Annotated in this window: 14 protein-coding genes; 1 reads left to right on the top strand and 13 read right to left on the bottom strand. The window is 70.9% G+C overall.

The window, feature by feature from the left end:
* Positions 1–399 precede the first annotated feature (399 nt).
* Positions 400–1,422 (top strand): alpha/beta hydrolase family protein, encoded by a 1,023-nt coding sequence (locus tag HFP48_RS09610; RefSeq protein WP_168579402.1) that lies wholly within the window; start codon positions 400–402, stop codon positions 1,420–1,422.
* A gap of 64 nt (positions 1,423–1,486) precedes the next feature.
* On the opposite strand, the gene HFP48_RS09605 is transcribed toward HFP48_RS09610, so the two are convergent.
* The 13 genes from HFP48_RS09605 to HFP48_RS09545 form a co-directional block, all read right to left on the bottom strand.
* Positions 1,487–3,397, bottom strand: coding sequence for an FAD-dependent monooxygenase (locus HFP48_RS09605; RefSeq protein WP_072634793.1), 1,911 nt, complete (start codon positions 3,395–3,397; stop codon positions 1,487–1,489).
* Positions 3,398–3,400: 3 nt separating this feature from the next.
* Entirely contained in the window at positions 3,401–4,741 is a 1,341-nt protein-coding gene (locus HFP48_RS09600; protein ID WP_006939122.1) for an MFS transporter, read from the bottom strand.
* Positions 4,742–4,876: 135 nt separating this feature from the next.
* Positions 4,877–5,812, bottom strand: coding sequence for a LysR family transcriptional regulator (locus HFP48_RS09595; RefSeq protein ID WP_006939123.1), 936 nt, complete (start codon positions 5,810–5,812; stop codon positions 4,877–4,879).
* A 188-nt stretch (positions 5,813–6,000) separates the two neighbouring features.
* Positions 6,001–7,326 (bottom strand): MFS transporter, encoded by a 1,326-nt coding sequence (locus HFP48_RS09590; protein ID WP_072634790.1) that lies wholly within the window; start codon positions 7,324–7,326, stop codon positions 6,001–6,003.
* A gap of 51 nt (positions 7,327–7,377) precedes the next feature.
* Positions 7,378–8,838 (bottom strand): benzaldehyde dehydrogenase, encoded by a 1,461-nt coding sequence (locus HFP48_RS09585; RefSeq protein WP_168579401.1) that lies wholly within the window; start codon positions 8,836–8,838, stop codon positions 7,378–7,380.
* A 317-nt stretch (positions 8,839–9,155) separates the two neighbouring features.
* Positions 9,156–10,295, bottom strand: coding sequence for a CaiB/BaiF CoA-transferase family protein (locus HFP48_RS09580; protein ID WP_168579400.1), 1,140 nt, complete (start codon positions 10,293–10,295; stop codon positions 9,156–9,158).
* A gap of 31 nt (positions 10,296–10,326) precedes the next feature.
* Positions 10,327–11,508, bottom strand: a complete 1,182-nt coding sequence (locus HFP48_RS09575) for an enolase C-terminal domain-like protein (protein WP_006939130.1) — start codon at positions 11,506–11,508, stop codon at positions 10,327–10,329.
* The gene (locus HFP48_RS09570) at positions 11,505–12,758 is read right to left on the bottom strand and encodes a CoA transferase (protein ID WP_168579399.1); all 1,254 of its coding nucleotides are present in this window, start codon (positions 12,756–12,758) and stop codon (positions 11,505–11,507) included. Before HFP48_RS09570 ends, HFP48_RS09575 begins: the two co-directional genes overlap by 4 nt.
* The gene (locus HFP48_RS09565) at positions 12,755–13,942 is read right to left on the bottom strand and encodes an acyl-CoA dehydrogenase family protein (protein ID WP_168579398.1); all 1,188 of its coding nucleotides are present in this window, start codon (positions 13,940–13,942) and stop codon (positions 12,755–12,757) included. The genes HFP48_RS09570 and HFP48_RS09565 overlap by 4 nt, the downstream gene beginning before the upstream one ends.
* Before the next feature lie 180 nt (positions 13,943–14,122).
* Positions 14,123–15,046, bottom strand: a complete 924-nt coding sequence (locus HFP48_RS09560) for a LysR substrate-binding domain-containing protein (protein WP_006939143.1) — start codon at positions 15,044–15,046, stop codon at positions 14,123–14,125.
* A gap of 43 nt (positions 15,047–15,089) precedes the next feature.
* Entirely contained in the window at positions 15,090–16,022 is a 933-nt protein-coding gene (locus HFP48_RS09555) for a hypothetical protein (RefSeq protein WP_006939145.1), read from the bottom strand.
* Positions 16,023–16,034: 12 nt separating this feature from the next.
* Positions 16,035–16,658: a hypothetical protein gene (locus tag HFP48_RS09550; protein ID WP_006939146.1), complete on the bottom strand. Its 624-nt coding sequence runs from the start codon at positions 16,656–16,658 to the stop codon at positions 16,035–16,037.
* Positions 16,655–18,310: an ATP-binding domain-containing protein gene (locus tag HFP48_RS09545; RefSeq protein ID WP_006939148.1), complete on the bottom strand. Its 1,656-nt coding sequence runs from the start codon at positions 18,308–18,310 to the stop codon at positions 16,655–16,657. The genes HFP48_RS09550 and HFP48_RS09545 overlap by 4 nt, the downstream gene beginning before the upstream one ends.
* Positions 18,311–18,312 lie beyond the last annotated feature (2 nt).

Genomic DNA, 18,312 nt, shown 5'->3' with positions numbered 1-18,312 from the left:
TTCACATTTCGGGCCGACCGCGCGAATCGCACATAATTCCGAATCCCCGCGACCCGGCTGCGGTCCGAACAATATGCTCACCCATATATCTGCAGATTTCCCCGGCCCTGACCGGCGGAAATACCGAATATCAAATAAAAAGGGCAATCGGTACCCGAATTACCTGCGACTCAACCACACTCGTGTTACACATGAAAAGTCCGCCCGAACAAACAGAATGAAGGAGCTTTCATGTCAAGCCTCCAAGATTTGCTCGGTTCAATCGAGCTCGGTGACCTGCTCGAACTTATCCTGGATCTGCTCAGCTGACCGTCCGACGCACAAGAGCCCGCACATGCCCCGTGCGGGCTCTTGTGCGCCGTAGCATCGAAGGATCTCGTCCCGACCGAAGGTGATCCCATGCGCCGTCCGAGACCGTTCCGTCGAGTGACGGCAGTCGTCGCGGCGACGCTGACGGCCGCCGCGCTCGCCGTGGCCGCACCCGCGGCGGCACAGCCGGCCCCGAGCGCCGACGGTTCGTACCTCGAGCGCAGCGAGGACAACAGCCCTCGGCAGCGCACCCTGCACGTGTACTCGGCGTCGATGAGCCGCGTGATTCCGGTGGCGGTGCTGCTGCCGCGCGACACGAGCACCCCACGCCCGGTGCTGTACCTGCTCGCCGGCGCCGGCGGCGGCGACGGCGGCACCCTCACCTGGCTCGACCGCACCGACGTGGCCGACTTCTTCGCCGACAAGGACGTCAACGTGGTGCTGCCGCTCGAAGGCGCGTTCAGCTACTACACCGACTGGAAGCAGGACGACCCGGTCCTCGGCCGGAACCGATGGACGACCTTCCTCACCCGCGAGCTGCCGCCGATCGTCAACGCGGCTCTCGGCACCACCGGGGCTAATGCCATTGCGGGACTGTCGATGTCGGGGACTTCTGTGCTGAGTCTCGCGGAGTCCGCACCGGGCCTGTACCGCGGTGTCGGCGCCTTCAGTGGCTGTGCCCAGACGAGCACCCGTCCCGGCCGGACCTACGTCGAACTCGTCGTCGAGGCGCGCGGTGGCGGCGACGCCGACAACATGTGGGGTCCCGAAGGCGACCCCGCATGGGTGGCCAACGACCCCTACGTCAACGCCGAGAAGCTGCGCGGGACGCAGATCTACCTGTCCAACGGCACCGGGTTGCCCGGTCCGTACGACCGGCTCGATCATCCGAACGTCGCCGGCGACCCGGCGAACCTTGCCGAGCAGGTCGTCGTCGGGGGCATCATCGAGGCCGCCACCAACGAATGCACGCATCTGCTGGCCCGGCGGCTCGCCGAGCTCGGCATCCCGGCCACCGTCGACTTCCGGCCCGTGGGCACCCATTCCTGGGGCTACTGGCAGGAGGACCTGCACCGGGCCTGGCCGATGCTCGGCTCCGCCATCGGCGCCTGACCCGCAACGCGCGACGGCACCCCCGTCCGGGATCGCCGGGCGGGGGTGCCGTCGTCGGACGGACTCAGGCCTGTGGGGCCAGTTCCTCGGTGCGCACCGGCGACGTGTCGGTCGCCGCAGCGATGGCCTCTTCGAACTCGCGGTGGCCGGCCTGCGAGCCGAGCTGCAGGGCGAGGCGGACCAGGAAGCCTTCCCGGTCGGACGGGTCCACCTGATCGAGCGCATCCGACAGACCCAGCCACACGTTCTCGCGGCGCTGCTCGTCGTCGGTGAGCACCTGCGCGGGGCGTGCGGGGACGGCCGGGCCCTCGGGTGCCGTGCCGGCGCGGAGCGCGGCCGCGACGCCGGACAGTTCGGCGACCGGCACCCGGCACAGCAGCAGGCCGTCGGGGCGGATGACGAAGGCCTCGCCCGCGGTCGCGCCGAGCGCCTCGGCCAGGTCGGGCGCGTCGAGCACCGTGACCCCGTCGGCGGCGGTACCGCCGACGGCAACAGCGCGCACGCTCTCCGGCGCAAGAGCGGCGGCGAGGTCGGAAGCGGCCGCGGCGAGGGCGGCACTGCCGTCGGCGTCGAGGCCGAAGCCCACGACGGCGAAGCCGGTGCCGCGAACCACGTTGAGCGACGACGCGGTGCTGCCGTCGGCGGTGACGACCCGCACGCGGCGGTCCTCGACGGGGTCACCGGGCAGCACCCCGGTCAGGCCCTCCGCGACCGGCCAGGTCAGCGGCGACAGGCGAGCGTGGGTGGCGCTGGACTGGCGCGGGTTGATCAGTTCACCGAACTCGGGGCGGCCCACGGCGAGCGCCAGCACCGCGTCGCGGGTGGTGCGGTACCCGTGGGTTCCCGGGGACATGATGAGCGTGGACTTGCCGGCGTTCGCGACGTTCTGCTCCCACGCGTCGTGCCGCTCGATCGAGTACGCCTGCAGCAGCGCGGCGTCGGCGTTGCCGTGGACGACGGCGGCGAGCTGCCAGGCCAGCGTCTCGGCGTCCTCCATGCCGGAGTTCAGGCCGCGCACGCCGAAGATCGGCACGAGGTGCGCGGCGTCGCCGGCGAAGAGGATGCGGTCGTGGGTGAACTCGCGCAGCGCGAGGGCGCGGGCGCTGTAGAACCCGTGCCACTCGAGCGTCCAGGGCAGGTCGTTCTGCAGCCAGTCGAGGTGCTTGGCGATGCGGGCCCGGATGGCGTCTTCCTGGGTCTCGATCTCCGCGTCCTCGGACGGGTCGAGCTGGTAGTCGATGCGCCAGATGTTCTTCGGCTGCTTGTGCATGATGATCGTCGAGCCGGGGTTGCTCGGCGGATCGAACCAGACCATGCGCTCGGCGGGCAGGTCCGACTCCCAGTGGATGTCGGCGATGACGTAGCGGCCCTCGTAGTTGGTGCCCTCGAGGCGCAGGCCCGCGAGCTCGCGCATGCGGCTGCGGCCGCCGTCGGCGGCGACGACCCACGCGGCGCGCAGGTGGCGCTTGCCGAACGCGGTGTCGACCTCGAGGGTCACCTCGTCGTCGCCGCGGAGGATGCCGGCGATGCTCGCCTGCCAGTGCAGCGTGATGAGCGGGTTCTGCTCGATGGTGTCGACGACGATCTGCTCGTACTCGGACTGCGAGACGTTGATCATCGGCGGCCGCACATCGAACTCGCGCTGCGGCATCCGGAAGTGCAGCACCTGCTGGTCCCGGTAGAAGCTGCGGCCACCGACCCAGGGCAGGACGATCTTCTCGAGCTCGGCACCGAAGCCGAGGCGTGCGGCGGCCTCGAGGCTGTGCCGGGAGATGCAGATGGCGCGGCTGCCGAAGGAGACCTGGTCCGCCGCCTCGAGGATCGTCACGGGGATGCCGCGCTGCGCGAGACCGAGGGCGACGGCCATGCCGACGGGTCCGGCTCCGACGACGACGACGGGCAGCGCCTCGGCGTCGGGCTGCATCGACGGGAAGTCGGATGCGGGGTACTTGGGGGGCTGGTAGTAGGTCGACATGCCTCAGGCCACTTCCTGCTCGGACCGATGGGAGGGCGCCACCGCGACCGACGGGTCGTGGGGGTGGCGAAGAAGGAGGATGCTGATCAGGCTGACGAGCGCGATCAGCACGAAGTACGCGGTGACGGCTAGCGAGGTGCCGAAGGCCGCGAAGAGGGAGGTCGCCACGATGGGGGCGAGGCCGCCGCCGAGGATCGCGCCGATCTGGTAGCCGAGCGACGCGCCGCTGTAGCGGATGTGGGCGGGGAACAGCTCGGCGAACAGGGCGGACTGCGGCCCGGCGCAGGCGCCGAGGACGAAGCCGAGGGCGATCATCGCGACGAGCATCACGGGCAGGATCGCGGTGTCCATCAGCGGGAAGAACAGGGCCGCGACGATCACGAGGGCGATCGAGCTGACGATGTAGACGCGGCGCCGGCCGACGATGTCGGACTTGTAGGCGCTGATCGCCATGCCGGCCATCCAGAACGGGCACGAGGCGATGAGCAGGAACAGCATCGTGGACTTGTCGAAGCCCAGTTCCTTCTCTCCGTACTTGAGGACGTAGACCATGTAGGCGTAGGCGATGCCGTTGGTGGCGACGAAGGTGCCGCCGGCGAGCAGCACGGTCTTCCAGTGCTTGACGAGGACCTCGGCGAGCGGGAGCTTGACGTCCCCGGCCGCGTCCCGGCTCTTCTCGAAGTCGGCGCTCTCCTCGAGCCCGAGCCGGATCCACATGGCGACGCCGACGAGGGCGGCGCTGAGCAGGAACGGCACGCGCCAGCCCCAGTCCGCGAACGCGGCGTCGTCGAGGACAGCCGTGAGCGGCAGGAACACGAGGTTGGCGAGGAGGACGCCCGCGGGAACGCCGATCTGGGGTGCGGCGCCGTAGAGGCCGCGCTTGCCCGCGGGCGCGTTCTCGGTGGCGACGAGGACAGCCCCGCCCCATTCGCCGCCCACGCCGAGGCCCTGGACGAAGCGCAGGGCCACCAGCAGGATCGGCGCGGCGACGCCGATGGCGGCGTAGTTGGGCAGCAGCCCGATGGCGACGGTCGCGAAGCCCATCAGCAGCAGCGAGGTGACGAGCATCGATTTGCGGCCGACGCGGTCGCCGAAGTGGCCCATGACGATGCCGCCGATGGGGCGGGCCACGAAGCCGACGGCGAGGGTCGCGAAGGCGGCGAGGGTGCCGGCCAGTTCGGACGTGCCGGGGAAGAACTGCGGCCCGAGCACGAGGGCGGCGGCGGTGCCGTAGATGAAGAAGTCGTACCACTCGATCGCGGTGCCGACGAAACTGCCGAGCGCAGCCTTGCGGGCCTTGCGCTGCAGTACCTCCGGCGACGGTGCCGGCGTGGTAATCGTCATGTGTTGCTTGCCTTTCACGATGCGGCCCGCGTCACGGCGGACTGGGCAAGCATGACCCCCATCACAAGCGGTTGAAAAGCGCAACTATTCGTGCTGATACCCCGGAAATTCCGTGGTACTCCGGATCACCGCAGGTCAGGGTCTCGCGGTGGGTGTCCTTCCCGTGGACGCGAAGTGAATGAATGCTCGTGTCACCCGGCTGAGCATCGAGTCCTGATGCCACGCGACGACCACGTCGACGGAGTCGGGAACCGGATCGACGAGCGGCCTGACGACGAGTGGGAGATTCTCGTACGTCACGTCGAGCGGGGGCCGCTGCAGCAGCAGGGTCCACCCCAGGCCGCGACCGACGAAGGCCCGCGCCGTCTCGTAGTTGGAGGTGCGGTAGGCCACGCGCGGCGCGAACCCGGCGCCCCGGCACACCTCCATCGCGTGGTTGCTGCTCGGCGGCGCGTCGAGCAGCACCATCGGGTCGTCGCGCAGATCGGCCAGCCGCACCGGGCCGTCCCCGCCGGCGAGACGGTGGTTCGCGTCGAGCAGCACCGTCGGCTCGCGCGTCATCAGCGTCGCCTTGCGCCACTCCGCGGACAGTTCGAGGTCGTAGACGATCGCGAGGTCGAGCTCGCCGTTGTCGAGCTGGGTGCGCAGCCGGTTCTGGGTGTCTTCCCGGAACTCGACCCGCGCGCGCGGGAAGCGGTGGGTGAATCCGGCGAGCAGCGCGGGCAGCACCGTCGGCCCGAGGGCGGGGTAGCACCCGATGGCGACGGGGCCGGCCACACCGCCGCCCTCCCCCACCGCGTCGGCCTGCAGTTCGCTCGCCTGGTGCAGCAGCACCCGGGCGCGGGCCAGTACCGCCTCCCCCATCGCCGTCAGCTGCACGCCGCGCGCCCGCCGTCGCACGGCCAGCTGCGTCTGGAGCGACTTCTCGAGGTCGGTGAGCGCCGCGGACAGCGCGGACTGTGACAGGTGCAGCCGCTCGGCGGCGCCGGCGATCGTTCCCGTCTCGGCGACCGCGACGAACGCCGCGAGCTGGCGCATGGTGAAGTTGGGCACCGAGTCGGGACGGGTCATGCGGGCAACGGTATCGAGCGGGAGCTTTCCACCCCCAGCGGGAGGTTGTCGCCGGTGCTACTCGACGGATGGCGCAGCGACAGCCCGGTGGTCGCGACAACCTCCCCTTCCCACGGGCCCGCCCGACATCGACTACGCGCGGCGGGGCCGGGCACCTGTGCGGTGCCCGGCCCCGCCGGTGACGCGGATCAGGCGCTCAGGTCGACGTCCTTGCTCTCCTTGACGAACCGGGCGAGGACCACGGCACTCAGGGCGCAGCCGGCGACCAGGTACACGATCACGCTGCCGATGGTGCCGGAGCCGGCGTACAGCGAGGCCACGATGACCGGGGTGAAGCCGGCACCGAGGAGGCTGCCGATCTGGTAGCCGAGGGAGGCGCCGGTGTAGCGGGCGCGGGTGCCGAACTGCTCGGCGAGGAACGCCGGCATGGGGCCGAACGTCAGCGACTGCAGGACCGAGCAGGCGATCACGAAGGCCAGCACGACCAGCAGGAAGTTGCCGGACGAGGCGAGCTGGAACAGCGGCCACGCCAGGACGACCATGCCGACGAAGCCGGTCATCATGACGGGCTTGCGCCCGTAGGTGTCCGACAGCCGGGCGGCGCCCAGGATGCCGAAGATCGCGACGAACTGGCAGATCGCGAAGGCGGTGAGGCCCTGCGACCGGGACACGCCGTTCCCGGCGGCGTAGGTGATCACGAACGTCGAGAACAGGGCCTGGATCACGAACGGCGCGGTGCACACCAGTCCGGCGAGGATCAGGGTGCGCGGCGCGCGCAGGATCGTCACCAGCGGGATGGTCTCCTTGGTCCGGTCCTTCTTCGCCTCGGCGGCGCGCAGCGCCTCCTCGAAGACGGGGCTCTCGGCGATGCGGGCCCGCACGAACAGGCCGACGGCAAGCAGGACGGCCGAGAACAGGAACGGGACGCGCCAGCCCCACGAGAGGAAGTCGTCCTCCGGCAGGAGAGCGGCGAGCGAGAGGGCGACGGTGCCGAGCACGGCGCCGGTGGGGCCACCGGCGTTGGTGAACGCCGCCGCGAAGCCGCGGTTACGGCCCTTGACATGCTCGAGCGACATCAGGGCCGCCCCGCCCCACTCGCCGCCGATCGCGACGCCCTGCACCGCACGCAGCAGGATCAGCATCACGGCGCCCCAGGTGGGTATCGCCGGGACGAGGCCGATCAGGAAGGACGCCACTCCCATGATCGTCATCGACAGCATGAGCATCTTCTTGCGGCCGATGCGATCGCCGAAGTGACCGAAGACGATGCCGCCGAGCGGGCGGGAGATGTAGCCGATGGCGAAGGTCGCGTAGGAGGCGATCAGCGCGAGGCCGGGGCTGAGGTTCGCGAAGAACACGGGGCCGAACACGAGCGAGGAGGCGGTCGCGTACAGGATGAAGTCGTAGAACTCGACGGTGCTCCCGAGGTAGCTCGAGAACACGACGCGACGGATGTCCTTGTTCCGCTGCGCCGGCGCGACGATGGCGGCGGGCTCTGGGTCTGCGAGGGTCATGGTAGGTCCTTACTCTGCGAGGACGATGCTAGATCCGGTCGGCGGGGCCGCTCAGAAGGGGTAGACGGGCACGTCGCGGCTGACGGTGATCCAGCGCGACTCGGTGAACGCCTCGATGCTGTTGGCGGCACCGCCGAATCGGGCGCCGTTGCCCGAGGCGCCGAGACCACCGAACGGGATGTTCGCCTCGTCGCCGACGGTCTGGTCGTTGATGTGGGCGATGCCGGTGGGGATCCGCTCGGCGAGGGCGAGGCCCTTGCCGACGTCGCGGGTGAAGATGCCGAGCGACAGCCCGTACTCGGTGTCGGTGGCCAGGGCCACGGCCTCGTCGAGGGTCGAGAACTTCACGACGGGAGCGACGGGCCCGAACACCTCCCGGGCGTAGGCGGGGGCGCGGGCGGGGAGGTCGGCGAGGACGGTGGGCCGGTAGAACAGGCCCTCGTAGGTGCCGCCCGCGACGAGGCGGGCGCCGGCGTCCACGGACGCGGTGACCAGAGCGTGGATCTTCTCGAGCTGACCGTGGTCGATGATCGGCCCGAGCGCGACCTGCTCGGTGACCGGGTCGCCGACGGGCAGCGCCTCGGCCTTGGCGGCGAGCTGCGCGACGTACTCGTCGTAGACGGACTCGTGCACGATGTGCCGGCCGGTGGTCATGCACACCTGGCCCTGGTGCAGGAAGGAACCGGCGGCACCGGCGGCCACCGTGGCGGCCAGGTCGGCGTCGTCGAGGACGACGATCGCGGAGTTGCCGCCGAGTTCGAGGTGGACCTTCTTGAGGTTGCGGGACGCGGCGGCGCCGACGGCGCGGCCGGCCGGGGTGGAGCCGGTGAAGGAGATGACCGGTACCCGCGGGTCGTCGACGAGGGCGGCGCCGACGTCGGCGCCGGCGGGCAGCACGGACAGTACCCCGGCGGGCAGGCCGGCCTGTTCGAAGATGCGGGCGAGGGCCACGCCGCCGCAGACGGCGGTACGCGGGTCGGGCTTGAGGATCACGGCGTTGCCGAGGGCGAGCGCCGGCGCGACCGATCGGATGGCGAGGATCAGGGGGAAGTTGAACGGCGCGATGACACCGACGACACCGACGGGCACGCGCTTCGACATGCTCAGGCGCGGTGCCTCGCTGGGCAGGATCTCGCCGAGCGCGTGCGAGGGCAGGGCCGCGCCCTCGAAGCACTCCTGCGCCGCGACGTGCGTCTCGAGCTGGGCCTTGGGGCGCAGGGAGCCGGACTCGCGCATGATCCAGCGCTCGATCTCGTCGGCGTGCCGCTGCCACAGGTCGCCGGCGCGGCGCAGCACGGCGGCGCGTTCGGTGTGCGGGCGGGCCGCCCAGTCGCGCTGGGCCGCGACGGCACGGTCGACGGCGCGTTCGAGGTCGCCCTCATCGGCGAGGCCGACGCTGCCGAGCGTCGCGCCGGTCGCCGGTTCGACGACCTTGATCTCACCGGCGCCGCCGGGGATCCAGTCTCCGACGAAGATCTTTCCCTGCCAGATGGATTCGTCGAGAAGTGCCATCACGAACTCCTTGTGTACGGGTGCCGGACCGGCCGGCGGGCGAAGCGGGGCACGCGGCGGTCGCGGCCGTGAATGAGGGGACCGCCGAGGCGGCCGTGGGTGAGGACCGCCGAGGCGGCCGGACGAGGCGGCTGGACGCTCGCTCGGTGCCGGGGAGCGAGCCCTCCGTTGGCCCCTGAAGTATGGGTCACGTCACAATGGCATGAAAAGCAGAATTAGCCGGTGATATTCCACAGGTCTGCTCAACAATGGCGACATGCAGGACCGCGGGCGGCACCGAAGCCGGTCGCCACCCGCGGATCCGGTGAACCTGCAGGTCAGGGGGTCGACGCGACAGCGTCGAGAATGCCCCACGTGCGCAGGATCTCGGACGGGTCGTCCCGTCCGGGCACGGGAGGCGCGGCCGGCACCCCCGCCGGGGTGCGCGAGAAGCGCGGCGCGGGCGCAGGTTCGGGGTGACCGTCCCGGTACAGGAAGGTGCCCCGTGCGGTGAGGTGCGCGTCGGCGGGCGCCTCGGTCATCGAAAGGATCGGGGCGACACAGGCATCCGTGTCCCGGAAGACTTCCGCCCACTCGTCGCGCGGGCGGGTGGCGAACGCGGCGGCGATCCGCTCGCGCAGCGCCGGCCAGCGCCGGCGGTCCCACTGTCCCGGTAGTTCGCCGTCCGTATCGAGGCCGAGCCCCGCGAGAAGCTGCGCGTAGAAGGGTGGTTCGAGGGCCGCGACCGCGACGTGCCGGCCGTCGGAGGTCTCGTACACGTCGACGAACGGGGCCCCGGAGTCGATGAGGTTGGTGCCGCGCGCGTCGTGCCACGCGCCCCCGGCGAGCATCGAGTACGGGTTGGCCATCAGGTGCGCGACGCCGTCGACGATCGCGGCGTCGACGACCTGGCCGCGCCCGGAGCGCTGCGCCTCCCACAGCGCGGCGAGGATGCCGGACACGAGATACATTGCACCGCCGCCGAAGTCGCCGACCAGGCTGAGCGGCAGCTGCGGGGGTCCGCCGGCCCGGCCGATCGCGTGCAGCGATCCGACCAGGGCCTGATAGGTGGGGTCGTGCCCGGCGCGCTGCGCGAGCGGCCCGTCCTGGCCCCAGCCGGTCATCCGGCCGTACACCAGCTTCGGGTTGCGCGCCCAGCAGTCCTCGGGACCCAGGCCCAGGCGTTCGGTGACGCCGGGCCGGTAACCCTCGATCAGCACGTCGGCCTTCTCGACCAGCGCGAGCACCGTCGCGAGCCCGTCCGGGTCCTTCAGGTCGGCACCGATCATCCGCTTGCCGCGCTGGAGGGTGTCCAGCCGCGGATCGATCGGCATGGTGAACCCGGCGCCGGCACGCTCGACGCGTACGACGTCGGCGCCCTGATCGGCGAGGAACATCGCGGCGAACGGCGCCGGTCCCAGCCCGGCCAGTTCCACGACCTTCAGGCCGGCCAGCGGGCCCGTCCGGTGTTCGGTCATCGTGATCTTCTCCTGCAGGTTCTCGGCGTCGCTAGACGCCGACGAGCTCGCCGACGGTGACGGTCTGCTTGCCCTCGGTGATGTGCGAGGCGATGAACTCCTCGTTCAGTTCGATGCCGAAGCCCGGGCCCTCGTTCGGGTAGAGCTTGCCGTCGGCGAAGATCGGCACGTTCAGGGCGATGTCCTGCGTGATCTTCTGCTCGGCGTTCTCCCACTGGTTGTTGATGATCAGCGGGCCGAGGTTCTCGTGGGTGAACTGCGACGCCCAGTTGTTGGCGATCATCAGGTGCGCCGAGGGGCTGGCCTCGAGGCCCGAGCCGATCATGCAGCCACTCATGACGGCCATGTCGGCGAGGCGCGCCATCGTGAGCCAGCGCTGCGCCTTGAGCAGGCCACCGGCCTTCTGCATCTTGATGAACAGGCCGTCGGCGGCGCGACGTTCGATGATCTCCCGGATGTTGTGCAGCTCCTGCGCCGACTCGTCCGCGAAGATCGGCGTGTCGATGCGGCTGCGCAGGCGCGCCATGCCCTCGATGTCCCAGTGCGGGACGGGCTGCTCGATGCACTCCATGCCGTACCGGTCCAGCCGGCGCATCGTCTTCAGCGCCTGGTCGTAGTTCCAGAAGCCGTTGGCGTCGACCACAATCCGGGCGGAGTCGCCCAGCGCGGCACGGACCTCGCGGACGTTGTCCACGTCGTGGTCGGAGTTGCCGTCGGACTTGAGTTTGATCAGGCAGAAGCCCTTCTCGTGGGCCTGCACGGCCTCGGCGACCACCTGGTCGACCGGGCCGGCGGAGGCGACCCAGCCCTGCACGGAGGCGTCGGCGTTCTTCCCGCCGAGCAGCTGGTACACGGGCACGCCCAGGGCCTTGCCCTTGAGGTCGTGCAGCGCGAAGTCGACGAGGGCCTTGGCCTGGTTGTTGTCGCGGACGAAGGTGTCCATCTGCCCGACGATCTTCTCGATGTTGAGCGGGTCCTGGCCGATCAGGAACGCCGGGGCGATGTGGTTCGCGATCATCGCCGTCATCGATTCCTGGGTCTCGCCCCGGTACCAGGTGGAGGTGTCGCCGCTGTCGCCGTAGCCGACGATCCCCTCGTCGGTGTGCAGCTTCAGCACGACGGAATGGATGTGGGTGATCCTGGTCCCCGGCATGAGAAACGGCTTGACCAGCGGTGTGGAGACCGGGATCAGTTCGACCTTGGTGATGATCATGCGACGTGCTCCTGAGCGGAAGAAGGGATGACGGTGGCGCCGGCGTCGGCCAGGGCCGTGAGTTCGGCGGTGTCGAGGCCGGCCTCCCGGAGGATCTCGACGGTGTGCTCGCCGATGAGCGGGGCGCGGCGCTCGACCGCGCCCGGGGTGCGGGAGAGCTTGGCGGGGATGCCGGGGACGGTGACGGCACGGCCGTTGTGCGGGTGCGTGACGGTCGGCAGCATGTCGCGGGCCCGGAAGTGGGGGTCCGCGAAGATGTCCGCGGCGTCGAGGATCGGGCCGAGCGGCACCTTGCCGCCGAGCAGCTCGATGAGTTCGGCGACGGTGCGGGTGCGGGTCCAGGCGTTGACCACCTCGTAGACGGCATCGCGGTTGAGCCACCGGTCGTGGTCGGTGGCGAACCGCGGGTCGTCGACGAGTTCCGGCTGCCCCATGACGGCGGCGAGCTTGGCCCACTGCGGGTTGTGCGGGGCACCCAGCGCGACGACGCCGTCCTGTGCCTGCACCGTGTCGAAGGGCGCGAAACCCTGCAGCTGGTTGCCGAGCGGGCCGGGGACCCGGCCGGTGTGGCCGTAGGTGTTGACCACGACCTCGGAGATCGCGAGGACCGCGTCGGCCATGGCGACGTCGACGTACTGGCCCTGCCCGGTGCGCTCGGCGTCGCGCAGGGCGGCGAGGATCCCGAAGGCGGCGAACAGGCCCGGAACCGTGTCGCCGACACCGGAACCCACCCGGACGGGGTGCTCGGCGTCGGTACCGGTGATGGACATGAGCCCACCCATGGCCTGCGCGACGATGTCGAAGGCCGGCCAGTCCTGGTAGGGGCTGTGCCCTCCGGTCTTGTCGCCGAATCCGCGGATCGAGGCGTACACCAGGCGGGGATTGCGCGCGGCGAGGGTGTCGTAGTCGAGGCCGAAGCGGTCCATGACGCCGGCGCTGAAGTTCTCGACGAGGATGTCGGCGTCGTCGATCAGGCGCAGCAGCACGTCGCGGGCGTCGGGCTTCTTCAGGTCCAGCACGATCGACCGCTTGTTGCGGTTGGCCGACTGGAACACTCCGCCGTAGTCGCGGGGCTCGTTGTCGGAGGCGAACGGGCCGGCATAGCGGAGGAAGTCGCCGCGCGGCGGCTCCACCTTGATCACGTCGGCCCCCTGGTCGGCGAGCAGCGAGGTGCAGAACGGCCCGGCGAGGGCCTGGGTCAGGTCGATGACCCGCACCCCGTCGAGGGCGCGGCGCCGGCTGGTGCTCATGCGGTGGCCTCCCGTCCGAGCAGCGCGCGGCCGATGACGACCTTCTGGATCTGCGGGGTGCCCTCGCCGATCTCGAGTCCGGAGACGTCGCGCAGCATGGCCTGCAGCGGCAGTTCCTCGGCGAAGCCGCTGTGGCCGTGGGCGACGATGCAGTCGCGGATGGTCTGCAGCGAGACGTCGGTGGCGTAGAGCTTGGTCATCGCGGCCTCCTTCGTGAAGGGCCTGCCGGCGTCGGCGAGAGAGAGGGCGCGGTAGGTGAGCCAGCGGGCCGCCTCGAGCTTGGTGGCGTTCTCGGCGATCGGGAAGGACACACCCTGGAACGAGGCGACCGGCTTGCCGAACGCCTTGCGGGACTTGACGTAGTCGATGGTGATGTCGAGGGCGTTGCGGGCGACTCCGGTCGACATCAGGCCGATGACCGAACGGGTGTAGTCGAATTCGCTCATGACGAGCCGGAATCCGTTGCCGACGCCACCGATGACGTACTCGTCCGGGACGAAGACGTCGTCGAGGAACACACCGGCCCGGCCGAGCGGCTTCCAGCCGGCGTCCGGGAACTTCTGCATGCTCACGCCGTCGGAGTCGAGGGGCACGAGGAAGGCGGTGACGCCGGATTCCTCCGGGGTGGCGCCGCGGGCCTTGACGAAGGTGATCATCGCCTTGGCGTGCGGGGCGAAGGTGATGGACGTCTTCTCGCCGTTGAGCTTCCAGCCGCCGTCGACCTTCTCGGCCTTGGCGCGCATGGCCATCGCGTCCGAGCCGCTGCCCGGCTCGGTCAGGCCGAGGGCGACGACGTGGCGGCCCTCGACGATGCCGCGCACCCAGTCCTTCGCGACATCGGGGGCGAGGAAGCGCTCGAGCAGCGGGCCGGTGAGGTTGTTCGTGTAGGCGAGCTGGCTGAGGTAGAAGTTCGCGTAGGCCAGTTCCTCGTGGGCGATGCCGAGGTGCGTCTTGGTGAGCACCTCGCCGATGCGGCCCTGACCGCCGTTCTCCTCGGAGACGCCGAGGCCGAGGAGGCCCTGTGCGGCCATCTTCTCGGCGAGGTCCCACGGGAACTCCTCGCGGTGGGCGCGTTCGAGGTAGCTCTCGGCGTGCGGTGCCGCGAACTCGCGGACCCACTGGGCGAACTCCTCGTGTTCCGGCGCGAAGAGGACCGGCGGATGCAGGGCGTCCGTGGCAGACATTATCGATCTCCTCGAAGTGGTTGTGAATCAGCGCTTCTCATCGGAGCCGGGAACGGAACCCGGACCGCGCGCTGCCGATCAGCGCGTCGGAACCCAGTATGTCCGCAGTCACAACCTCAGAAAAGAACAGGAATCTGCTGATCGATATGAGAAATACTCAAGAATGGTCGGCGGCGCCGCTCACAGCGCGCCCACGCGGGCCGTTGCGAACGAGATGAACTCGCGTACCACCCGGCTGAGCACCACGTCGGGACGCCAGGCGATGACCAGCCGCACCGGATCGAGGTCGGGGACGTCGATCGGCAACAGCACGATCTTCAGTCCGCCGTAGGTGCGGTTGAGCTGCGGCTGGTGCAGCATGATCGTCCAGCCCAGGCCCCGGCCGACGTACGCCCGCACGGTCTCGTAGTTCGCCGACCGGTACTCGATCCGGGGCGTGAACCCGGCCCGCGCACACACCTGCATCGCGTGTGTCGACGCCGGCACCGCGTCGAGCAACACCATCGGTTCGTCCCGCACCGAGGCCAGCTCCACCGGGCCGGGCGTGGCCGCCAGCCGGTGCCCCGCCTGCACGACCAGCGCCGGCCGCCTCGTCATCAGCGTGGCGGTGCGCCATGCCGGTGGCAGCTCCAGGTCGTAGGTGATCACCGCGTCCAGCGCCCCGCCCTCGAGCCGCTCGCCCAGCTCGTCGGCCATCGCCTCCCGGAACTCGAGCGACACCCGCGGATGAAGCTCGGTGAACTCGGACAGCAGCGGCGGCAGGATCGTCGGCCCGACCGTCGTGTAACACCCGACGGCGAGCCGGCCGGCGAGTTCGCCGCCCGCCCCGAGCATCTCGTCCTCGATCTCGCTCGCCTGCTGCAGCAGGGCCCGCGCCCGGGCCAGCAGCGACTCCCCCGCCGGCGTGAGGTGCACGCCGTGGGCACGGCGGCGCACGCACAGCTGCGCCGACAGCGCCTTCTCGAGTTCGGTGACCGCCAGCGACACCGCCGACTGCGACACCAGCAGCCGGTCGGCCGCCGCGCTGATCGTCCCGGTCTCGGCGACGGCGACGAAGGCGACCAGTTGCCGCATGGTGAAGGCCGGCGCCCGGTCGCTGCTCATGAATCGATCATATGGGCGGTCCGCGCCGCGCCCGTCGCGGCGGTCAGGCGTCGGGGGCGGTCGTCAGCGGCACGTCGCCGCCCGGCCGCCGGCGGGGCTCCGCGACCCGGTGCAGCCCCCGGCCCAGCTTCCCGACCCCGGTGCTGCCCGCCCCGACGGCCCGGCCGCCGAGGGTGCGGGCGCTGTCGCCGAGGGCACCGCCGACGGCCCGGACCGGGTTGCCCAGCTCCGCCAGGTTCTCGGCCACCGACGGATCCTCGGCCTCGAGGGCGCGCTCCGCGGCGCTGCCGAGCGCCGCCGCGACGTCGTCCAGGTCCGCCCGGAGCCGGGCGATGTCCTTCTTCACCCGGGCGGTCGACAGCCATCGCACCAGCTCGAACGGCTTGAGCGCGGCGTAGCTCGCCAGCCGTGCGCGGGCGCGCAGCAGCAGCCCGACGTCCCGCTCGACGCGCCCGGCGAGCGTCGTGCCGATCGCCGCGCATTCGTGCTCGAGCCGGTCCGGTTCGGTGGTGCGGATCCGCGCGAGCCGCAGCCGCTGCCACAGGTTCAGCGAGTCCTCGACGAGGACGAGTAGCTGCAACGTCTCGCCGAGCCGGTCGGTCTCCACGGCCTGCTGCAGGCAGGCCACCCGGTCCTGCGCCGGAGCGTCGGCGGCGAGCCCGTCGAGCACTTCTCCGGTGTGGGCTCGCAGCCGCCCGGCCCGATCGGCGAGTACGTCGCCGAGGCCGCGCACGGATTCCCAGTCGGTGGCGCGCAGCTGCCCGGTGGCGTCCAGGAGCCCAGCCACCCTGGTCAGCGCGTTGTGGTGGTCGACGGCGTCCCCGCCTCCGGGTGCGCCGACCAGCTCGAAGATCTCCGCGGAGAACTCGTGCACCCGCGCGACGGCGGCCTCGACCGAGACGATCGCGTCCCGCAGGGCGCGGGCGACGGCTTCGTCGGCGGGACCCGGTTCCTCGATGTGCGCGTCGTCGGCCATGGCTCCATGGTGCTACGCGCGCACGACGGGCGCAGCAGGATGCTCCGTGCCGAGCAGGTGACGGATGCCGAAGCCGGTGACCAGGGCGGTCACAAACGCCATCAGCAGGCCGCCGAGCGCCCCGATCGCCACGGTGAGCCACAGCGGCTGGCCGGGCTGCCACAGCGGCGTGCACACCACGAGGAACAGCGTGAGACCGGCCAGCCACGCACCGGCCGTCCACACGATCCAGCGCCCGGCGCGCGGGAGGTGCCGACGCAGCTCGAGCCACTGCGCGACCCCGATCGAACCCAGCAACGCCACGCCGAAGAGGACACCGAGCGCGATCGGGATCGCCACCGGCCACGCGGACCACGTCTCGTAGAAGGTCGAGGGCGACATCCCCAGCAGGTAGGCGCACGCGGCGGCGACACCCGTGCCCAGCACCCAGCGCCGGACCGACATCGCCGGCAGCCGGTGCCGCAGCACCCGCGCCTGCGACCAGCCCAGCACCGATCCCTCGACGACACCGGCCGCCATCAGCGCCGGCAACGCCGCGGCACTGTCGAACAGCACGGCCCCGACGACGGCGGGAACGAGGAATCCGACGAACTCCCCCGCCGTCGCCGACACCGTCCAGTCCCGCAGCAGGCTCATCGGCCGATCCCCAGCCGTTCCGCCAGCTCCGGACCGCCGACCTGCCGGACGAAGTCCGGGTCCCCGCACACCACCAGCTGGTCGCGGGCCCGGGACAACCCCACGTACAGGCGCTCGCGCGAGCGCTCCTGGGGCTGCGTCTCGTTCACCGCGAGCACCACCGCCCGGCGCTCGAGTCCCTTGAAGCCGAGGACATGCCCGTAGAAGACCTGTTCGGTGTCCCAGAAGCTGTCCCAGTACGCCGAGTTGCCCTCGGACTGGCGCGCCACCTGCTCCGGGTGCCGGCTGCCCGTCGCGAGCAGCGCGACGTCGCCGGGCCGCCAGCCCTCCTCGAGCAGGGCGTCGATCCGGTCGTCGGCCACGGCGAGCGCCTCGTCGCCGCGGCACGCGACGAACTGCACGTCGGGGCCGTCGCCGCCGAGCAGCCGCATCCGCTGCCCGACGAGCGGGCCGAAGGTCCCCGCGATCTGCCGGGTGTTGCGCAGGTTGTGGTCGAGCACCAGCGGAACCAGCGGCACCGGGGGCCGGCCCTCCCGGTCGAACACCCGCTGCGCCTCGTCGGTGAACACGTAGATGCCGCTGGTCTCCTCGTCGCGCAGGGCGGCCATGATCGGATCCCACCAGGCGTCGGCGAAGTCCTGCGCCTCGTCGACGACGACCGCGTCGAAGCGCTGTCCCTCCGGCAGCGACCGGGCCAGCTCGGTCATCTGGGCGGGCAGGTCGTGTTCCCAGAAGCGCACGGTGTCGGCGGTGCGCAGGGCCTCGTCGGGACCCTCGGCGGCCCCCCACAGCCGGCCGAGGGCGTGGAACTCGCCGACGTATGCGGGCCGCTTCTTCCGGTTCCACGTCGCGGTGATCCGCTGCAGGTACGACGCGAGGCCGTGCGAATAGCAGATCAACGCGACCCGCTGGTGCTGCTCGGCGAGGCGCCGGGCCTGCTCGAGGGCGAGGAACGTCTTGCCTGTGCCGGCGCCGCCGCGCACCTCGACCCGGGTCAGCAGGCGGGTCGCGTCGAGGATGACGGCCTGCTGCTCGGTGAGCCGGTCCGCGGCGTCCTCGTTGGCGACGGCACGCGAAACCACGTCGCGCTGTGGCAGGCCACGGCCCGCGAGCACCTCGGCGAACTGGTCGACGCCGTCGGCGACGAGGGCCGGCCGGTCGAGTTCCTGCTTGTCGAGCACCGCGCGCAGCCGTTCGGCGATGCTGCCGAGGTCGTTGCGGTCGATCACCTTCCAGCGGGGGCACTCGGGCAGGGCGAAGTCGGCGCGGACCTCGGTGTTGGGCAGGACGACGAAGTGGTCCCAGCGCAGCCGGCCCTGCGTCCAGCGGGGGTCGGCCTCGACGTAGCGGCGCAGCGCGTAGCAGGACTGCATCACCTGCCGGACCGGATCGATCGACCGGTCCTTGCCCTGCCGGGCCTGCACCCACTGGAAGCCGTCGTGCCACACCTGGCCGCCCTTGACCTCGAGGCACGCGATGCCGTGGCCCTCGAGGGCTAGGACGAAGTCGATCTCGTGGTCCTTGAGATGGTCGGTGACGCGCAGGCCCGCGGCGACGAGATCACCGTCGCCGAGCTGCCGGACGAGCGCGTCCCAGACGACGCGTTCGGCGTCGTTCGCCAACAGCGGATGCTCGGGTCTGCGGATCGGCATGC

The sequence above is a fragment of the Rhodococcus sp. DMU1 genome (genome assembly GCF_012272955.1).
GTDB lineage: Bacteria > Actinomycetota > Actinomycetes > Mycobacteriales > Mycobacteriaceae > Rhodococcus > Rhodococcus aetherivorans.
The sequence above is the reverse complement of the archived record's forward strand: the minus strand, read 5'-3'. Positions and strand labels throughout refer to the sequence as shown.

Excerpts from the sequence above, each read along its gene's own strand:
- HFP48_RS09610 (WP_168579402.1), top strand. The coding sequence starts at position 400 with ATGCGCCGTCCGAGACCGTTCCGTCGAGTGACGGCAGTCGTCGCGGCG.
- HFP48_RS09605 (WP_072634793.1), bottom strand. The coding sequence starts at position 3,397 with ATGTCGACCTACTACCAGCCCCCCAAGTACCCCGCATCCGACTTCCCG.
- HFP48_RS09600 (WP_006939122.1), bottom strand. The coding sequence starts at position 4,741 with ATGACGATTACCACGCCGGCACCGTCGCCGGAGGTACTGCAGCGCAAG.
- HFP48_RS09595 (WP_006939123.1), bottom strand. The coding sequence starts at position 5,812 with ATGACCCGTCCCGACTCGGTGCCCAACTTCACCATGCGCCAGCTCGCG.
- HFP48_RS09590 (WP_072634790.1), bottom strand. The coding sequence starts at position 7,326 with ATGACCCTCGCAGACCCAGAGCCCGCCGCCATCGTCGCGCCGGCGCAG.
- HFP48_RS09585 (WP_168579401.1), bottom strand. The coding sequence starts at position 8,838 with ATGGCACTTCTCGACGAATCCATCTGGCAGGGAAAGATCTTCGTCGGA.
- HFP48_RS09580 (WP_168579400.1), bottom strand. The coding sequence starts at position 10,295 with ATGACCGAACACCGGACGGGCCCGCTGGCCGGCCTGAAGGTCGTGGAA.
- HFP48_RS09575 (WP_006939130.1), bottom strand. The coding sequence starts at position 11,508 with ATGATCATCACCAAGGTCGAACTGATCCCGGTCTCCACACCGCTGGTC.
- HFP48_RS09570 (WP_168579399.1), bottom strand. The coding sequence starts at position 12,758 with ATGAGCACCAGCCGGCGCCGCGCCCTCGACGGGGTGCGGGTCATCGAC.
- HFP48_RS09565 (WP_168579398.1), bottom strand. The coding sequence starts at position 13,942 with ATGTCTGCCACGGACGCCCTGCATCCGCCGGTCCTCTTCGCGCCGGAA.
- HFP48_RS09560 (WP_006939143.1), bottom strand. The coding sequence starts at position 15,046 with ATGAGCAGCGACCGGGCGCCGGCCTTCACCATGCGGCAACTGGTCGCC.
- HFP48_RS09555 (WP_006939145.1), bottom strand. The coding sequence starts at position 16,022 with ATGGCCGACGACGCGCACATCGAGGAACCGGGTCCCGCCGACGAAGCC.
- HFP48_RS09550 (WP_006939146.1), bottom strand. The coding sequence starts at position 16,658 with ATGAGCCTGCTGCGGGACTGGACGGTGTCGGCGACGGCGGGGGAGTTC.
- HFP48_RS09545 (WP_006939148.1), bottom strand. The coding sequence starts at position 18,310 with ATGCCGATCCGCAGACCCGAGCATCCGCTGTTGGCGAACGACGCCGAA.